This is a genomic window from Bacillus sp. FSL L8-0152 (genome assembly GCF_038006365.1).
GTDB lineage: Bacteria > Bacillota > Bacilli > Bacillales > Bacillaceae_G > Bacillus_A > Bacillus_A cereus.
In genome coordinates this window covers 302,074-323,707 of sequence record NZ_JBBOVB010000002.1, presented here as the reverse complement: position 1 = coordinate 323,707, position 21,634 = coordinate 302,074, and the positions used below count along the sequence as shown (strand labels likewise).

The window sequence follows — 21,634 nt, the reverse complement described above, 5'->3', positions numbered from 1 at the left end:
GAATAAAAGTATGAATTGATACAGTATAAATATGAGTTTTATTCATAATTTTAATAACTATGCAATAAGTGAAATAAATGTTGAATTTAGTCGTAAAATATAGATTTACAAATTGCAGAATATGTACATATAGTTGTAACTGTAAATATTATCCGTTTTTAAATATTTATAAAAGGAGAAATTCATATGAAAGAAATACAAAAGAAATATGAAATTGTAGAGGAATTGGATGTAACAGTAGGCCAAGAAGCATTATGGATAGCTCATCAAATGGAAATAGAAAAAGGAATGAACAATGAACCGATTATAATAAAGTTAAAAGGAAATCTTCAAATAGAGGTTTTAAAGAAAACGCTTACTACGATAGTGCAATCACATCCTGCGCTACGTACAATATTTAAGAAGAGGGATGAAAAAATAAAACAATTAATTCAAAAGAATGTAGAATTTGATATACCAATTAAGGATTTAACTGCTTTTAAAAACACAGAACAAAAATCTATTTTAAAAAATTTCTTAGAATCTATAGTGAATGAGAAATTTAGTTTAGAAGAGGGGCCTTTGTTTAAATTCCACATAATTAAACTCAGTGAAGATACATTTATTTTACATTTAATGTTTCATCACATTATTTACGATGGATGGAGTTTAGGAGTTTTCATCCGACAATTATCCAATACGTATGGTGAATTACTTCAAGGGAAGTCGAATGTAGAATTTGAATCTCCTTATAAGAACCTCGTAAAGCATGAGGAGAGTTTTATTGATAGTGCAATATATAAAGAGGGATTATCGTATTGGAAAGATTATTTACAAGGTGAATTAACTCCTACAGAGTTTCCTATTGATTTTGATAAAATGAATGAAAAAAGATATACAGATAAAAATATAAGTAAGAATATTAATTCGGATTTATTTTATCAAATACAATGTTTTGCTAAAAAAAATAATATAAGTATTTATCGAGTAATGTTAAGTACTTATTGTACCTTACTTCATCAAATGACAAATGCTGAAGAGATAATCGTTGGTATTCCAATTAATACTAGACCATATACAGAAGAACGAAATACTTTTGGTTACTTTGTTAATACATTACCTATACGTATAACAATAGAAAAGGGAGAGACATTTAAGGGGATACTTAATAAAGTTAATAAATCTATTCATCTAGCTATTACGTATAAATATAATTCTTACTCACATATAGTAAAAGATTTAAATCTAAATACGAATACAAATACAAATCATAATATGGTATATTCCACAGCATTTAATACGATGAAGATACCGGAATTAAAAATTCCTGATATTGAGTCAACAGTTTTAACAGATTGTAAAAGAGTAAATCCTTTTAATATGACTTGGAGAATAATGCGATATGAAGGGGAAACAGAGAATAAAATTGAGGTTGACTATAACTCAGCATTATATAAACCAGAGAGTATTAGTGATTTAGTCGAAAGGTATATATATTTGTTACAAAAATTAATGAAGAATGTAAATGAACCTATTCATTCATTGGATTTGCTTTTAGAAAAAGATCATCGTCTATACAAAGAGATGAACTCAAATGCTCTTACATATCCTAATTTAAAAACATTAGATCAATTAATCGATCTACAAGCATTAAAATCGCCAAATCAAATAGCGATTTCAATGGGTGACAAATCCATTACCTATTATGAATTACAGCAAAGGTCCAATCAAATTGCGAATTATTTACGTGAAAATGATTTGAAAAAAGGACAACGTGTAAGTATTACAATGGAGAGAGAGATTGGTACCATTGTATGGATTCTAGGCATCTTAAAATCAGGTGGAGTTTATGTACCAATTGATCCAAAGTTTCCTGAAAAAAGAATAGAATACATCTTAAAAGATAGCGAAAGTCAAATGATTATTACGAAGAAAGAATATAGGGGATTGGTTGAACGGTTTTCGATTCATACAATTTATCTAGAAGATTTTCATTACGCTAATTCTATAGAAAATATTGCATCTACACATACCATAGAAGATGCAGCTTATATTATCTACACGTCAGGTTCAACAGGTTTGCCAAAAGGAGTCGTTGTACCACATAAAGGTGTAGTTAATTTATCATATTCAGTAATCAATACATTTCATTTAGGAAAAGAAGATGTGTTTTTACAATTTGCAACGATCATTTTTGACGCCTCCATTATGGAAATATTTCCGATTTTGCTATGTGGAGGAAGAATGCATTTAATTTCTGAAATCGAAAAACGTTCAGCAGAGGAATTTATAAATGTAAGTCAAAAGTATGGTATTACAAATGTGGTTTTACCAACTGCGTTTTTTAAATTAATAGCTGATATGCCAAAAGAAATGTTACTTAAATTAAATTCTGTAAAGCGTTTATTTGTGGGAGGGGAAACCTTACCTGCTGAATCAGTTCGTAAATGGCAAAGTAAATTAGGGTTAAAGATTCCAGTTCTTAATGCATATGGTCCTACTGAAACTACTGTATGTGCAACCATGTATGAAGTAAATGGTGAGATACAAAAAGAAATTTCTAATATCCCAATAGGTAAGCCAATTGCTAATAGTGAAGTTTTCGTGGTTAGTCCGTTCAATACATTATGTCCGTCAGGTGTAGTAGGTGAGTTATTTATTGGCGGTGATGGAGTTGCCAACGGATATTTAAATCAAAAGGAAAAAACAGAAGGGGCGTTTATTTCTCTCGATAAATCCTATAATCGTTATAAAAAGATGTATTGTACTGGGGATTTAGTCCGTCTTTTAGCAAATGGAAATTTAGAATTTATCGGAAGGAAAGATAACCAAGTAAAAATACGTGGGTACCGAATTGAGCCTGATGAAATCGAAGGAACATTATTTAAACATCCAGAAGTGAGGGATGCTGTAGTATTCACTTATCAAAACGACAAAATCGTTTGTTTTTATTTATCTAAAGACAATACAGAATTAAAACAAGAGGCATTAAAAACATTCTTAAGTGAAAGTTTACCAGATTTTATGATGCCAAATTATATATTTCACCTTGAAAGTTTTCCTGTATCACCAAGCGGGAAACTAGATAGAAAAAAATTAGAATTACAGATCCCATCTTTACTTGAAAACATGCAGAAACAATATGTTCCACCGATAAGTGAAACAGAAAAAAGATTGGCAAAAACATGGGCAGAGATTTTAAATTTAGGGAAATATAGAATCGGCAGAGATGATGACTTTTTTAAACTTGGGGGACATTCATTGATTGCTGTGCAAGTGTTAAATCAAATTCAAAAAGAGTTTCATCTAAAAATTGAAATTAGAGATATTTTTGAGCATACAACGATTGCTAGTCTATCTGCTTACATCGATAAATTAATGGCAGTAGATCATGATAGGGAAGAACAGGAGATGCAAGTATTAAAAGTTGAAGATAAGGAAAGTTATCAGTTATCAAGTGCTCAAAAAAGAATCTGGTTTTTAAATAAGTATAACGCTATTAATAGAGTATATGATACACCACTACACATATATATTGAGCCGAGTTTAAATAAGGATATTTTACAAGACTCCATAAGATTTTTAGTTGAACGACACGAGATGCTACGAACAGTGTTTATTGAAAGAAATGGAGAGCCTAGACAAGTCATTTTAAACTCAATAGCGATTGACCTGATTCACGATGAGATTGAACATATGTCTAAAAAAGAACAACAAGAATATATACGTACAACAATAAATCAAACGGATCATACACCATTTGATTTAGAAAAGGGCCCTGTTTTTAGGATTAGAATTTTTAATCTGAATAAGAAAAAGTCTTATTTATATATTAATTTACATCACATTATTACAGATGAGTGGAGTGTAAGGAATTTATTAGATGAATTAATGAAGGTATATAGTGCCTTTGCTAAACGTAGGAATCCTGAGTTGCCAACTATTTCTAATCGATATGTAGATTATGCAGAGTGGGAACAGGTGCAGTTAAATTTAGGTCGATGGGATACAGAAAAATCTTATTGGATGGCCGAACTTGCAGCACCTCTTCCTATATTAAATCTTCCTTTAGATTTTAGTAGGAATCGTCAAAGTACAAATAAAGGTACAGTATTTGAAATGAAGTTAGATAATGAAATGAAAGAGTCTTTGAAACAAGTATGTGAACAAGAGAATATTTCTATGTATATGCTATTTTTAGCAGCGTATATTCAATTGTTACATTATCTAACGGATCAAAAAGATATTATTGTAGGTACACCGGTTGTTGGAAGGAATCATCAAGAATTTGAAAAAATACAAGGATTTTTTGTAAATACCTTAGCGATCAGAACACAATTGAATGATGTGAAAAATTTAACACAGCTATTACAAGTAGTGAGAGAGAAATGTTTGAATTCATTCCAAAACCAATCGTACCCATTTGATAAAGTAATTGAGCAAATAAATCCTGATAGAAGCTTTGGGAATAACCCGATCTTTTCTACTATGTTTAGTTATCAGAAAGATATTCTGCAGCAACATGATGCGTATAAGCTTCAGTTGTTACCTAATAAACAAGATATTAGTAAGTTTGACATTTCTTTAGCTGTTGAAGAAGGATTGGATTATGTAGGGATTTCATTTGAGTATGATATTAATCTTTTCAAGGAAGAGTCAATTAACAGGTTTACTCAAAACTTACTTAATATACTGGACGCCTTTATTCATCAACGAACAGTAACATATGAAAATCTTTCATTCCTATCACAGGAAGAAGAATCTTTATATAAAAAGGTAAATCATACAGAAAGACCATATCCTTATTTTCAAAATATACAGGAGCAATTCTATATGCAAGTAGATAGACAACCCGAACGGATTGCTATAGCGACTGCAACGGAATCTTTGACATATAGACAATTAAATATGAGCTCTAATCAAGTAGCTCAACATTTACTCGAAAAAGGTATAAAAAGAGGTGATAAGGTAGCCATATTTTTAGATAGAAGTATGAATAGTATCGTTTCTATGCTTGGAATATTAAAAGCCGGTGCTGCCTATATACCAATTGATGTAAAATACCCTGAGGATAGAATAAATTATATAGTTCGTGACAGTGAGGCATGTAGAATTATAACGAGTAACAAATTTAAAAGTCATTTGAATGTAAGTGATTATAAGGTTTCAATAATAGAGGATATATATCGTACGACTATAAATGATGATGTGAAAATTTTAAATAAACCAGATGACTTGGCCTATGTAATTTATACTTCAGGCTCAACAGGAAAACCAAAAGGTACATTATTAACGCATAAAGGAGTATTAAATTTAGTTGAATGGAGAAATGAAGTATTTCAGATCTCTCCAAATGATAAAGTAACACAGTTTTATTCCCATAGTTTTGATTCTTCAGTATCAGAAATTTTTTCTACCTTGTTAAATGGGGCGGAACTATATGTATTAAGTGATGAACAGCGCTATTCAACTGTCGCATATGCTCAAGCCATTCAAGAAACTCAAGCAACTATTTCTGACTTACCAACAGTATTTTTCAATGAATTAGCGACTTCATTAACGAAACTGGATAGCGAAAAGATACGTTCTTTAAGATTTATAATAATGGGAGGGGAAGCTGCATCAACAAATGCTATTAGAAGTTGGCAAAATACTTTTAAACACCAAGTACAGCTGGTAAATGAGTATGGTCCTACTGAAGCAACCGTTTCAGTAATGTATTATTTCATACCAGTTTTAGAAGGCGACAATAATCTTTTAGGAAGCATACCAATTGGTATTCCTATTTCTAATACAAAGGTTCATATATTGAATTCATATATGCAACGTTGTCCGGTAGGGAGCATGGGCGAATTATATATTGAAAGTTTAGGATTGGCCCAAGGGTATTGGAATCAGGAAGAAAAAACAAAACAGGCATTTATTTCAAATCCATTTTCAGAAGACAATAGTAAAAGATTATATCGAACAGGTGATTTAGCAAGGTGGTTACCAAATGGAAATATAGAATTTATGGGGAGAAAAGATAAGCAGGTTAAAATTAGAGGGCACAGAATTGAATTAGGGGAAATAGAAGATGCAATATTACAACTTGAGGGGATAAGTCAGGCTGTAGTAACACAAACGGAAGATGGAATGTTACTGCAAGCTTATTATAAAACAGTGGACGGTATAGGGATAGAGAAAAGTAAGTTAGCTTTACATTTATCAAATGTATTGCCAGAATATATGGTCCCTAAATATTACTCTCATGTGTTAGAAATACCAATAACGGCGAACGGTAAAATTGATTTTGAAAAACTGCCAAAAATAGAGTTTGATCATAAGCAAAAAGATGAGTGTAAACTTAAACCTCAAACTAAAGTGCAAAAAAACATTGCAAAGGTATGGTCTGAAGTTCTAAACGTAAAATCTATAGGGTTAAAAGATGATTTCTTTAATTTGGGTGGACATTCTTTAAAAGTTATGCCGGCATTAGTCAAATTAAAACCGTTATACCCTAACTTGAAAATTCAAGATTTCTTTAAGTATAGAACAATAGAAAAATTAGCCTCTCATATTGAAGAGATGGAAGATATGTCGTTCAAGAAAGAGAAAAATATGAATGTAGCATGTATGGAAAATGAAACGAAAACGACTCCTGTTTATGAAACAACTAAATTAGAAGAATGTGAGTTAGATATGGTGAATTATCCAAAGACAGTTTTCCTTACAGGGGCAACAGGATATTTAGGAGCACATATTTTAGAACGGTTATTACAGTTACCATCTACAACTATTTACTGTTTAGTAAGAAAAAGTGAGGATCAAGTAATTGGTGCAAAGTTAAAAGAAAGAATGGAGTTTTATTTCGGTAAAGAAATCCTCCAAAAGTTGAAGGAGAGAGTAGAATTAATTGAAGGGGATTTATCTTTGATGAATCTAGGTCTAGATTCAAAGCAATTGGACCATTTAAAGAATAGGGTAGAGTCAATCATACATTGTGGTGGAGAAGTTAGACACTATGGAGAACGTGAGCATTTTCAAAAGGTAAATGTTCAGTCTACAAAATACTTATTGGAATTAGCTAACAACACAAATGCACGTTTTCATTATATATCGACTTTAAGTGTAGTAGGTCAGGCTGAAAGCGATCCAAAAGAATTTGAATTCTTTGAGTCTAATTTTGATAGAGGGCAAAATTTGGATAATCTGTACCTAGAAAGTAAGTTTCAAGGCGAGAAAATGGTCAGAGAAGCAATGGGAAAAGGAGTTCGTGCCACGATATACCGTGTGGGGAATTTAGTGGGTAACTCTAAAACAGGTAAATTTCAATACAATATTAATGAAAACGCATTTTATAGATTATTAAAAGGGATATGCCTATCTAGCATAGCTCCTGACGTCAATACGTATGTAGATTTAACGCCTGTAGACTATGGAAGTTTAGCTATAACTGAATTATCTTATAAGGCCAATACAGTAAATAAAACCATGCATATCTGTAATCCAATTCAGCTTAAATGGGACCAATTTATTAATAGTTTACAAGCTTTTGGATACGATATCCTGTTAATGAAACAAGAGAAGTATATAGAGAAGTTTTTTAATACGAATCTAACTACTGATGAACAGAAAGCTTTAGAGCTCATAATGCCTTTATTAGAATCTGTAGAAGAGCTATCAGTAGCTATACCATCTTGTTTATACACGCAAGGATATTTGAAGAATGTACATTGTTTAGAGCCAAATCAAGAGTATATCAATTTGTTATTAAATTATGCTATGAGTATAGAGTATTTACCATTAATTAAAGAACCAATACTGTTGTAGTATACTCTATCTATTTTGAGCAAAAGGGAAGAAGGGTTTCACTTCGAAACTTTTTATTTAAAAATCTTAATTATTTGAGTACAAAAAATAAAAGATTGTATAGCGAAGAAGTAATAATGAAAAAGAACCTGTTTTCCATGGAAAATAGGTTCTTTTTTGGGGTAAAGATAACTTAGGGGTACGGAAAAGATTCCTTCCCAATATGATTGGGATCGCACTATAGATAATATATAAATATACAATTATACATATTTATATTGAATATTTTTAATGACTTTAAAATCTAATATACAATTAAAAAGTTTTTAATGAATTGATAAGGAGATGCGAGTATGAAGAAAGTCATAGGACTTATAGTATCATTATTTTTATTATTCTCTACCTATGCACCAACCTTTACAGCAGCAGCTGAAGTTTTAAATAAAGTAGGCTGGGTGAAGGAAAATGAGAATTGGTACTATTATCAAAAAGATGGAAGTAAGCAAATAGATAACATTACTTTAGATGGAATAGAGTATTCCTTTTTTAAAGATGGGAGGCTATTCCAAGGGAGAAAACAGGTAGGAAAAGACGATTTATATTATAGTGAGCCTGGTAAATTAAAGACTGGATGGAGTTTTTCTGCAACTTCCTGGAGCTATTTAAAAGATGGGAAGTATGTAACAGGAACATTTACCTATCAAGGAAAACCATTTGAAATTAATAAGTACGGGGATATGGAAAAAGGATGGGGATGTCTTAGAGGTCATTTCAAAGCAGGGGTTATGGTATCAGGTTAAATATCAAGGAGAAGTCGGTTATGTTCGGATATTTGAATCTGTTGTAATTGGTGAATCACCAGTTCGTTCATGGGATGTAACAAAGGAAGCTACGAATTTGTCTCATTTTATGATAACGGAGTATCATAAAGATCCTGAAAAATATTTTCCACCCAATATTCAAAAGAAATTTGATAAACAACTAGATAGTAATTAGCTCTTCTTGCGAATGGATTAAAATGGATTGATTAATTAAAAGAAGCACTCTATTTAGACAATAAACAAGGATGGGTACAAGAAGAAGGAAAATGGACGTATTATAAAAAAGATGGGCAAAGAATAACAGGTTTCCAATCAATTGATGGAAAACATTATTATTTTGGTACCGATGGTTTTATGCAAACCGGATGGGTACATACAAATGGATACGATTATTATTTGGGAACCGATGGCGTGGTGCAAACTGGAATCCAACATATTGACGGAAAAACTTATTACTTTGGCCCGTTAGGTCCTGTACAATCTGGATTTACACATGTTGATGGGAAACCGTATTATTTTGATGCTTCTCATGAATCAAGAAATGGTTGGATGAAGCAAGAGTTTAATTGGTATTTGCTACAGCCTTCAGGTGCATTACAAACAGGAGATTTTACATATAAAGATAAGAAATTCTCCTTTAATCAAGATGGAGAAATGGTTAAAGGATGGGTTACATTAGAATCCCTTGTTAAAAAAGTATATCTTGAGCCAGATTTAAGAAAAGCATTACGTGCAAAACGTGTAAATAAGGGTGAAGTGATAGAAGTAACTGGGAAAGTCGGTTCTTGGTATGAGGTTAATTATCAAGGAGAAAAAGGATACGTACGTATTCATGATGCTATTATCTTTGATCAGGAAGCTAAAAGTCCAGATGCTCATATTCCATATAAAAAGTAAGAATTGAGGTTGAAAATGAACGTACAGAGAATACAAGCAGAATTTGAAAAGTTACACTATTGTGATGCATGGGTTACTAAATTAGTATGCGACTATTTTGGTGATGAGGTACACCTAACTTATAAGGATGAAAATGAAGACGTAGATTTTCAATTTAGCGGTTGCTATAGAATAGATTTCAAACATACCATGGGATATGTAAAAGAAAAGCCAATAAAAACATTTACATATGAACAGTTACCATATTTTATTCATGATATTGAAATCGGTGAAGTAGAAAAAGAGGGCTTGAAATTATATACCTGTAATATAATTATGCCTCCTATGGAATTAGAAATATGGTGTAAGGATATAAAAATTGAAAGATAAGTATTTGCAAAAGAAAAAATGCTAAGTAAATGCTATATTGTTGTAAAATAATTAAACGGACCTTAGATAAACATAAAACTGTGGAAATATTTAATTCCTGCGGTTTATATTATATCAATTTGATTTTCTTTCATATTGATTCTTTATATCTCAACTCGTTTCTGTATCTATGCAATATTATGAATTTCTTTTTAAACGCTATGCTTGGTATTATCAAGCATTTGATGTGGGGACAGGTGAAACGGTTGAATTTTAAGTTTAAAGATAAAAATAAATAAGGGGAATATGTTATGAAAGTAACTTGTTTATATAATACCGGAAATGCCCTATCTAAGATAACAGAGGAAACATTTAATTTAACCATTGAAAAAGAGTATATTGTTTATGGAATATGTAAATTACAAAGTGGTGAGTTAACATATTTAATCTTAGGAGAACGTGAAAATATACCATCATGGTATCCAGCAGAATTATTTAAAATATCTGATGCGTTACAACCTTTAGAATGGTATTGTGCAGAACACAAACAGGTTAACGATACAACTATAGATTATATATGGGGATATAAAGAGTTAGCCTTGGATGATACACATGCTCTGGGGTTAATAGAAAGAGAAAATAAAGATATGGAGCTATTTTTAAAGCGTAAAGCTGAGATTGACGAATTTGAGGAATTGTATAAATAAATTAAATTTATTTATGAAAAACGTAGGAATTAAATATTCCTACGTTTTTTGTTTATAACATGTAAATACCTGATTTTTATAAAGGTTAAAGGATCAAATGGAAAATTTTTAATTTATCCTGCATAAGCAGAATCATTTCTGTAATTCTACTTAATAGAATACTCCCCTGTATAGCATCATTATCGGGTCCTGATTCCATGAGATTGAAGTTAAGATATATTGAAAAGATCTTATTGAGATTTCTTGTCAATTTCTCATAAGTTTTCAGTTTATTCGGAAATTTAGCGGTTTTAATTTTACAGTTCAGTGAAATAGTGGGTTTGAAGATAATATAAAGTGTCTGTAAGACAATAGTTATGGGTATAAGATAAAAAATTGTATGTGCATATCAAAACATAACGGAAAATCAACAACATGAACGGAAGGGTAAACAGGATTGTAGTATATGTAATTCCTCTGGAATGGATTCACTTATAGATTCTCATCTAAACTAAAAAATTTCGCATATAACTTCATTTATGTTTAATGATTAAAAGCTCACCATAGATGATTTATAGAGAATGCAATTATAAATGCAAGAAAATCTAATTTAAAATTGAAAATCCGTTCTATTTTGGTTAGATATGGAATAAATGAATTTTATTTCTCAATATTCACTGTATGTCACTTTTTTGTTTTTTTCTATATGATATTGGAAAAAGTATGCTTAATTTTATGACATAAAACCCCTACAAAATTATTACTCTACAAATTAATTTCTTAAATAAAACTTCTTGTGAATATGTTACTAACTACATAAAGTGTAATATTAACAGAATTATTACCAAAGTATTAGGTTTTTAGAATAAAAATGAGTGCTCAAAATATCATTGAAATCCAGGAATAGAAATTGTAATTAAATTTTTTTGTTTTCTGTCAGGTATGTAAATCACTTTAGCTACTTTATGGGTAATTTCATGTGTTTTTTCTTTTGCTTAAGTTTATGAAATAGGAGTATTAGCGCTAAATATTGTAGCTAAGAGTATGTAAAGCATAGAAAATCCGAATTAAACAAAATAGGAGGAAAGTGAAAATGAAGCATCAAGATGATAGTAAAACTGGTTTGGAAATAGCGATTATTGGAATGGCAGGTAAATTTCCAGGTGCAAATGAAATAAACCAATTCTGGGATAACCTAAAAAATGGTGTTGATTCAATTTCTACATTTACTGAAGACGAGTTAATTAAAGAAGGTGTTAATTTAGATGTTTTACAACATCCTAATTTTGTGAAAGCAAAAGGGTATTTGGAGGAAGTAGAATATTTTGATGAATCCTTTTTTGCTTATACACCTAGAGAAGCGAAAATAATGGATCCTCAGATCCGTATGTTACAGGAAACAACATGGGAAGCATTAGAGATGGCAGGCTATAATCCATTTGATTATGAAGGATTAATAGGGTTATACGTAGGAGCATCTACTAATTTTAATTGGATGAAGCACACGCCATTATTAAACAGTGATAGTGTGGTTGAGTTTTCAGAGGCGGGTACTCTTTCCTATAAAGATGCAATTTCAACGCTTACATCCTATAAGTTGGGACTTAAGGGACCGAGTTTTACATTGTATACAGCTTGTTCTACATCCCTTTTGAGCATTCATCTTGCATGTAGATCATTGTTAACTGGAGAATGCTCTATTGCAGCTGCAGGTGGAGTATCTATAACGTATCCTAAAAAGAATGGTTATAAATATCATGAAGGAATGACAAGTTCACCTGATGGCAAAGTGCGTACTTTTGATGCAGAAGCCCAGGGTGCAGTTTTTAGTGATGGTGTAGGTATGGTAATACTAAAGAGATTAGAAGATGCGATTGCTGATGGAGATACGATATATGGTGTAATTAAAGGATCAGCGGCAAATAATGATGGAGGTCGAAAAGTAGGCTATACTGCTCCGAGTGTTGAGGGACAGGCTGAAGTAATACAAGCAGCACATAGTTTTGCTGAAGTTGATCCTTCTACTATTAGTTATGTAGAAACGCATGGGACAGCAACGCCATTAGGCGACTCTATTGAAGTAGAGGCTCTAAAGAGAGCGTTTCAAGATGTGGACAAGAAATCGTTTTGTGCAATTGGTTCTGTAAAGAGTAATGTAGGTCATTTAGATACAGCTGCAGGGGTAACGGGACTTATAAAGACAGTTTTATCTATGAGACATAAACAACTCCCGCCAACTTTAAATGTGAAGCGCCCTAACTCGAAAATTGATTTTATAGATAGCCCATTTTATATCAATACTGATTTGGTGAATTGGCAAAGTGAAGATAATAATCTTCTTCGAGCAGGTGTGAGTGCTTTCGGATATGGTGGAACTAACGTTCATATTGTATTAGAAGAAGCGCCTAAAGTTAAAAGTTCTGCCTCTACTAGAGAGAAAAAGTTAATGGTTCTTTCTGCTAGATCAAAAGAAGCTTTAAATAATGCTACAGTAAATTTGGTTCAATATCTGGAATCTAATAAAGATGTTGAATTAGCAGATGTAGCATACACATTGCAAACTGGCCGTCGATCATTTTCGTATAGAAGAGCGGTCTTATGTAAGGATATAGATAGCGCCATAGACAATTTAAAAACAGTTAAAGATTTTCACGTGAAAACGCAAGAAAATCCAGATTTGGTATTTGTGTTACCTAGCGAATACTCATCAATTATTGAGAATGTAAAAGAACTATACCAAAAGGAACCATTATTCTTAAAAGTATTTGAGCGTAATATGAATGATGCCCAAATGTATACTGGAAAAGCATTGAAAGAAGCATTCTTTAAAGGAACAGATGATAGCTTGGTTGAAGATTTAACCTTCTTCGTCTGCTTGCAATCGATTATTGATGTATTAATTGAATGTGATGTACGTCCTTATAACATTATTGGTACAGGCTTAGCTGGAATGGTTTCAGATATTTATAATAAATCTCTTAAGCCAGAAGATGTTCTGAATCAATTAGTTGAGAACTATACAGAATGGACGCATGGAGAAAAAGTAGAACTTCTAACACAAGTTAAGGATGTAGATCCTAATTCTGTGATTGTACATATTGGAGAGTTGTTAAATTCTGAAATTAATAATAATCAGATTATTCCACAAAACGACTTGTTAGAGGTATTGGGACAAGCGTGGGAGTTAGGGGTAGAAATTAATTGGAGTAAACTGTATGAAGAGGAATATAGATTACGTATTGCCTTACCAACTTATCCTTTTGAGAAAAAACGATATTGGATAGATCCAGTTGAACAGCAAAATATAACTAATAGTGAAGAAACATCGATAAAGAAACGTTCTAATATAGCTGAGTGGTTCTATACTCCAGGTTGGATGGAAAAAGAAATTGTAGATGTAACTAAAGAATCTACTAAAAGTTGGTTGTTATTTTTAGACAATGAGCATATAGGCTTAGCTCTTAAAGAAAAGCTTGAAAGAGATGGACATCGTGTTATAACAGTCGGTCTGGGTCCTTCATATAAAAAGATTAGTTTAAATGAATTTACAATATGCCCTACTGAACAAGAAGATTATTATCAGTTATTTAATGAGCTACAAAAACAAGAGTGTTTACCAGAGGAGATTATTCACCTATGGAATGTGGATAATAAGGATTTAGGTATCGAGACCTTAGATACTGGATTCTATTCATTAATATCACTTGCAAAGACAATTAGTAAATTTAATTTACTTTATCCTATCAATATAAATGTTATGACGAATAATATGCAAAAGGTAGTAGGAGACGAGTCTGTTATTGCAGAAAAATCTACTCTTTTGGCTCCTATAAAAGTATTTCCGCAAGAGTATCCAAATATTAGATGCCGTAGTGTAGATTTTATGTTGTCTGATAATGAAGAAGCATTAATATCAAACTTATATTCTGAAATTCAAACGGACATTATTGACACTGTAATAGCAATTCGAAATAACACTCGTTACATTCGAATCTATGAGCCTATACCTGATGAAAAAGTAAGTGAAATGCTAGTAATAAATGAAAATGAATTAGCTTCAAAAATTCCGAATATTCGAACGGAAGGGGTTTATTTAATTACTGGTGGAATGGGAGGAGTAGGCCTTAAATTAGCAGAATATTTGGCTCGTACAGTAAAGGCTAAACTAATATTAGTTAGTAGAACAGCTCTTCCTGATCGTGAAGAATGGGATCAGATTCTTCACGATCAGATTGAAAACAAACAATTATGTCAACGTATTAACCATATTCAGAAGTTGGAGTCATTGGGAGCAAAAGTAATGACAGCTGTTGCAGATGTTGCTGATGAAGAGCAGATGAGAAACGTGATTCATCAGGCCGAGGCTAATTTTGGTCACATAAATGGGGTAATTCATGCTGCAGGTGTCTTACGTGTTAAATCAGCTCAGTGTCCAATGGAAAAGATAAGTAGGATTGAATGTGAAGAGCAATTTCTTCCTAAAGTACATGGTGTGCTAGTTCTTGATAAGTTATTGAGTAATTATGATCTTGATTTTTGTTATCTTGTTTCATCACTTTCACCTATTTTGGGCGGATTAGGTTTTGTAGCCTATTCAGCAGCAAACCTTTACTTAGATAGTTTTTCAGACAAAGTGAGTAATACATCTAATAATCGATGGACCAGTATTAACTGGGGAGATTGGCAGTATACGGGAGCTCAACAGGTTAATAAAATATTCAATGCTCAAAGTATAGAAGCGCTTGAAATGACATCTGAGGAAGGGCAAAAAACATTCCAATGTGTGCTTGGTTTAAGTGGCTTAAATCAGGTGATTATTTCCTCAGGAGATTTAAATAAACGTTTTGATCAATGGATTAATCTGAATTCTCGCAAACGAATTTCTAAATTGGAAACTCAAACGAAAACGGGAGATAAGTTTAGAAACCAAGATGAAGTAGAGGAAATAATTATAGGAATTTGGAAAGAGTTTTACAGTGTTGATACTGTAAATGTAAATGAAAATTTCTTTGATCTTGGTGCAACTTCACTTCATATAATTCAAATTCATGAGAGATTAATTAATAGATTAGAAAAACAGATTTCAATCGGAGTTATGTTTGAATATCCAAGTATTCGTTCTTTAGCTAGGTACTTAAGTGGAGGTAAACAAAAGAATCAAGTTAAACATACAAAACGTTTTAATAGAAAAACGAAAGAAGATAACGATATTGCAATTATAGGAATAGATGGACGTTTTCCTGGAGCACAGAATGTAAATGAATTCTGGAATAATATAAAGTCTGGAACAGAGTCTATTCAATTTTTTACAGATGAAGAGTTAATTGAATCTGGTGTGAATCCTATGGAAGTAAAAAGCCCTAATTACGTTAAAGCGAAAGGGTATTTAGAGGGTACTGATAATTTTGATGCTCCATTCTTTGATTATACACCTCAAGATGCATCATTAATGGATCCACAACTACGAGTATTTCATGAATGTGCGTGGTCTGCCCTTGAACATGCTGGATATAATATTGAGACATATCCGGGCCTAATTGGTGTATATAGTGGGGCATCTCCTAACTTATATTGGCAAGTGTTATCTACTCTTTCAGAGGCAAATGAACCAGCTGGGCAATTTTTAATTTCATTACTTAACGACAAAGACTCGCTTAGTACTCAAATTTCTTACAAATTTAACCTTAAAGGACCAAGTATGAATATCTTTACGGGATGTTCAACATCATTGGTGGCTATTCATAATGCATGCCAAGCATTATTACAGGGGCATTGTGATATTGCTATAGCTGGGGGTATTACATTAACTCAACCTGAAAAAGCAGGTTATACCTACCAAGAAGGAATGCTGTTTTCTTCAGATGGCCATTGTCGTCCTTTTGATGAAAATGCAAATGGAATGCTTTTTGGAGACGGTGTTGGGATTGTTGTTCTGAAGCCTTTACAGGAAGCTATAAATGATGGGGATACTATACATGCAGTAATAAAAGGAACGGCGATTAATAATGATGGGAATCGGAAAATTGGTTACACTGCACCTAGTGTAGAGGGCCAAGTAGAAGTTATTAAAATGGCGCAACATGAAGCAAATGTAGAACCTGAGTCCATTTCCTATATTGAAACACACGGAACTGCTACTAAACTAGGAGATACCATTGAGATCAAGGCGCTTAGTGAAGTGTTTAACTCTAATGAAAAACAATCTGTACCAATTGGATCTGTTAAAGCAAATGTAGGCCATCTAAATGCAGCGTCTGGTGTTGCTGGTCTAATTAAAACGGTCTTTGCGATGAAAGATCAGGTTCTTCCGCCAAGTGTGAATTTCACAAAACCAAACACGCAAATTGGATTTGAAAAGACACCTTTTTATGTAAATCAACAATTAAATGAGTGGAAAGAGGATAATAAACCATTACGTGCAGGTGTTAGTTCATTTGGTATTGGTGGTACAAATGCACATATTATTTTGGAGGAGGCACCAAAGCTTGAAGCAACCTCAAATAGTAGACCATACCAGATGTTAATGATTTCGGCAAAATCGAAAGATGCTTTGGATCGTATGACTTTGAATTTAGGAAATTACCTTGAACAGAATCCTCATGTGAATTTGGCAGACGCTAGTTATACATTGCAAATTGGACGTAAGGAATTCAAGCATAGGAGAGCTTTAGTTTGTTCCAGTACCCAAGAGGGAATTGAACAATTAAACCAGCCAGAAGGAAGAAGAGTACAATATGCAAATGTAAAAGAGGAACATCCTAAAATTAACTTCCTGTTTTCTGGGAACGGATCGCAATATGTAAACATGGGGTTAGAATTATACGAACAAGAGGCAATTTTCCGTGAAGCTATGGATGAATGCTTTGCAATCCTTCAATCTGTTACGAATGTAAATATGAAAGAAGTGTTATACCCAACTTCTTTCAGTATTGATGAGGCAACGGAAAAATTGAAAAGAATGGAATTTAGTCAACCAATTCTTTTCGCGTTTGAATACTCAGTCGCGAAACTATTAATGGGTTGGGGAATTAAACCTGAAGCAATGATTGGATATTCATTTGGCGAATATGTGGCTGCTTGTTTAGCAGAAGTATTTACTTTGGAAGATGCATTTAAATTAGTTGTAAAAAGAGGTCAGCTAATGAGTAGTCTTCCTGCAGGGGTAATGCTTAGTGTTCCGCTTCCAGAAGAGGAATTAATTCATTTAATTAATTCTTTTGAAAAAGAATATCAACATACCATTTCTTTAGCGGTAGTTAATGGTCCAGCTTGTATAGTTTCTGGGACAGAAGAAGCAATTGTAGATTTTGAAAATGAATTAAAGAAAAAGCGTTTAATGTGTATGCGAGTAACAATAGAAGGAGCAGCACATTCACACGAACTGGATTCAATTCTGGACGAGTATGCTTCCTATGTGAGTACATTAACACTCAGGGAACCTAAAATACCTTATTTGTCAAACTTGACTGGTACTTGGATACGATCTGAAGAAGCAACAAACCCAGTTTATTGGGTAAAACATATGCGTGGAACTGTTCGATTCTCTGATGGAATTCAAGAATTGAATAGGGATAATACAAGTCTATTCATAGAGATTGGTCCTGGAAATGACCTTAGTAGGCTTACTAGTCGCCTCTTAGATTATGAAAATGGTAATGAAAGAATATTTAATACGATTCGATCTGTTCAACAAGATGTATCAGATATGTATTTCTTATTTAGCCACATCACTCGAATGTGGGTAACAGGTATTTCTATAGATTGGGAACAATTTTATAAAGATGAGAAGAGAAGACGTATCCCATTACCAATGTATTCTTTCAATAAAATATCTTATAAATTACAAGGTAATCCGTATGATCTAGGTCAAAAGCTTAATAGTAAGCAATCTAAAATTAGTAAGAATAACAATATTTCTGAATGGTTCTATACGCCGCAATGGAAAAGTTCTACATTGTTTGAACCAAACCATGATGTGAATGAGACATGGATTGTTTTTGTAGATCAAGAAGGGTTAGGTAATGAAATAGTTAAGGACTTATTAAATAAAGGACAGAGAGTAATTACAGTAGAACCTGGATTAAGTTTTAATAAGGAGAATAACAATCACTTCATTATAAATCCTGAAGAACGTACAGATTACGTTAAGTTATTGGATGAAGTACAAGAAATATGTGGTTTACCTACAAGAATAGTTCATATGTGGGGAATTACGGATGAGGAAAGACAAGCCTCAATTGAATATGTAAATTGTAAACAGAACTTAGGATTCTATTCAATTTTTTACTTAACTCAGGCACTAGGAGACAAGAATATCTCTGATTCAATCTCAATTCGAATTATTACAAATGGTGTTCAACAAGTGATTGGTGATGAAGAATTAATTCCAGAAAAATCAACTGTACTTGGAACGTCATTAGTTGTTCCGCAAGAGTATTCTTATCTTTCTTGTTCAAGTGTTGATGTTGTTTTACCTCTAAACAAAGAATGGAAGAGTAGGTTAATAAATCAATTAGTAGAGGAATGTCTTTCAAATACGAATGATAAGATGATTGCTTATCGAGGAAATAAAAGATTTGTTCAAACTTACGAGCCTTTACAACTAGAACAGCCAGCTAAAGAGAAACTGCCTTTACGAAAAAATGGAGTTTACCTTATTACAGGAGGACTCGGAGGTATTGGCACAATCCTTGCGAAACACTTGGCTCAAACTGTACAAGCCAACTTAGTTCTTCTTACACGTACAGGTCTGCCAAATCGTGATGAGTGGGATATGCATTTGAAGGAAAATACGATGTATTCGGACAGAATTCGTAAAGTTTTAGAGATAGAAGAAACGGGATCTAAAGTTTATGTACTTGCTGCTGATGTTACAGATCAATCACAACTATACGAAGCAATTCATAAGGCAGAACAAAAATTTGGAAAGATTAATGGTGTAATTCATGGTGCAGGTATTCTTGGTGGAAAGACTTTTAATTTGATTCAGGAACTTGAAAAAGAGGACTGTGAGGAACAATTTTCTGCAAAAATTTATGGTCTTCTCAATTTAGAAGAGTGCTTACGAAATAAAGATTTAGATTTTTGTGTTCTAATGTCTTCAATTTCAGCGGTCTTAGGTGGATTAGGTTATGTATCATATGCTGCTTCAAATATATACATGGATGTTTTTGCACAATATATAAATCGTTATTCCAACCTGCCTTGGATAAGTGTCAATTGGAGTGATTGGAAATACTGGGAAGATGAAGAAAAAGATATGCAGATAGGTGCAAGTGTACATGAATTATCTATGACACCTGAAGAAGGAGTTCAGGCCTTTAATATAGCACTGTCATGGAAACAAGGGGAAGTACTGATTCATTCTCCAGGGGAACTGCAAGCGCGTATTGATCAATGGGTGTTATTAAATTCTTTCAATGATGAGAAGGAAGAAGAATTAGATTCTACGTTATACCATTCTAGACCACAACTCTTGACTGAATATGTAGCACCTCGTAATGAGGTAGAAGAAAAGCTTTCAAAAATTTGGAGAAATATATTTAAAGTTTCAGAAGTTGGTGTTCATGATGATCTTCTGGAACTTGGTGGAGATTCACTTAAGGCTATTACTATTGTTTCAAAAATTCATAAAGAGTTTAATGTTGAAGTTCCTATTAAAGAACTCTTTACTCTATCAAATATTGAGAAACTAGCAAATTATATTTCAAGGGCAGATAAGAGTGAATTTGATGTTATTGTTCCAGCTGAACCTAAATCTCATTATCAGCTTTCTTCAGCTCAGAAGAGATTTTATGTATTACACCGATTGTATCCAGAAAGTACAGCTTATAATGATACTTCCGTTATTCTTTTGAATGGAAAATTAAACATTGAACGTTTAGAAAAGGCGTTCACTCAATTAATTAAGCGTCATGAGATATTTAGAACTACTATTGAAATGAAAAATGATAAACCGGTACAAATTATTCATGATCATGCTGATTTCCATATTACTCAAATTGAGGGCTTTGAATCTGAAGTGGAACAAATAATTAATGAGTTTATTTGCCCATTTAATTTTAATAATGCTCCATATTTCCGTGTAGGGTTAATTAGATTGGGAGAACAAAAACATATTTTAATTATTGATTTACATCATATAGTAACAGATGGAGTTTCCTATGATATTTTCGTTAGAGATCTATTTGCGCTTTACTCTGGAGAGAAATTACCAAGCTTAAAAATACAGTATAAGGATTACTCAGAATGGCAGCAGAGTGAAAAAGAAAAAGAAATTGCTCTCAAACATGAACAGTATTGGCTAGAGCAATTTAAAGATGGTGTACCTGTCTTGAATATGCCTACTGATTATACAAGACCTGAAATAGTAGATCTGAAAGGTAGTAAAATATCCTTTACTATTGATTCAAATGTTACCAAGAAAATTAAGCTTTTATTAGCAAAAGAAGAAACTACATTATATACGCTAATGCTCTCTGTATATAATATTTTGCTAGGTAAATATACTGGCCAAGAGGATGTTGTTATTGGTTCACCAATTACTGGTCGCCCACATGCGGATTTACAAGATATTATAGGAGTATTTGTAAACATGTTAGGGATAAGGAACTATCCAAGAGCTGAACAAAGGTTTACTCAATTCCTATTTGAAGTAAAAGAACAGGTCTTACAAGCATTTGAACATCAAAAATGTCAATATGAGGACCTGGTTAATCAATTAGGACTTCAAGGAACGTATAATAGGAACCCACTTTTCGATGTTTCATTTGTTATGCAAAATATGGATGAAGATCATATGTTTATCGATGGTTTAGAACTAAAGACATATGATCACGACTTTAAGCGCGCGCAAATGGATTTATTGCTAAGAGTGGTTGAATTGGAAGATAAAATTGAACTGACTATGGAATATGCAACCTCTTTATATACTAGGGACACGGTTCAAAAGTTATGTGAGCGTTATGTTGAGATTTTTGAACAAATTGTAGATCATCCTGAAATTTTATTAAAAGATATTTCATTTAAACAAGAAATTCAAGAACTGCAACCAGTTAAGGTATCAGTAGATTTTGGGGATTTTAACTTTTAATTGATTATTGTCAGGAGTGA

Annotated in this window: 4 protein-coding genes and 1 pseudogene; all 5 read left to right on the top strand. The window is 32.5% G+C overall.

Annotated features, from left to right (window positions below):
- Positions 1-186 precede the first annotated feature (186 nt).
- The 5 genes and pseudogenes from MHH27_RS29670 to MHH27_RS29650 all read left to right on the top strand — a co-directional run bounded on the left by MHH27_RS29670 (position 187) and on the right by MHH27_RS29650 (position 21,614).
- Positions 187-7,791: a non-ribosomal peptide synthetase gene (locus MHH27_RS29670; RefSeq protein ID WP_340945279.1), complete on the top strand. Its 7,605-nt coding sequence runs from the start codon at positions 187-189 to the stop codon at positions 7,789-7,791.
- A gap of 332 nt (positions 7,792-8,123) precedes the next feature.
- Positions 8,124-9,461: pseudogene (locus tag MHH27_RS29665) on the top strand (S-layer protein); the annotation flags it as partial.
- A 42-nt stretch (positions 9,462-9,503) separates the two neighbouring features.
- Complete coding sequence (locus MHH27_RS29660; RefSeq protein WP_340945277.1) at positions 9,504-9,857, top strand: hypothetical protein; 354 nt, start codon at positions 9,504-9,506, stop codon at positions 9,855-9,857.
- Positions 9,858-10,147: 290 nt separating this feature from the next.
- On the top strand, positions 10,148-10,543 hold the full coding sequence (locus MHH27_RS29655; RefSeq protein ID WP_098014597.1) for a hypothetical protein: 396 nt from the start codon (positions 10,148-10,150) through the stop codon (positions 10,541-10,543).
- 1,072 nt (positions 10,544-11,615) lie between these two features.
- Positions 11,616-21,614 (top strand): SDR family NAD(P)-dependent oxidoreductase, encoded by a 9,999-nt coding sequence (locus MHH27_RS29650; RefSeq protein ID WP_340945273.1) that lies wholly within the window; start codon positions 11,616-11,618, stop codon positions 21,612-21,614.
- Positions 21,615-21,634 lie beyond the last annotated feature (20 nt).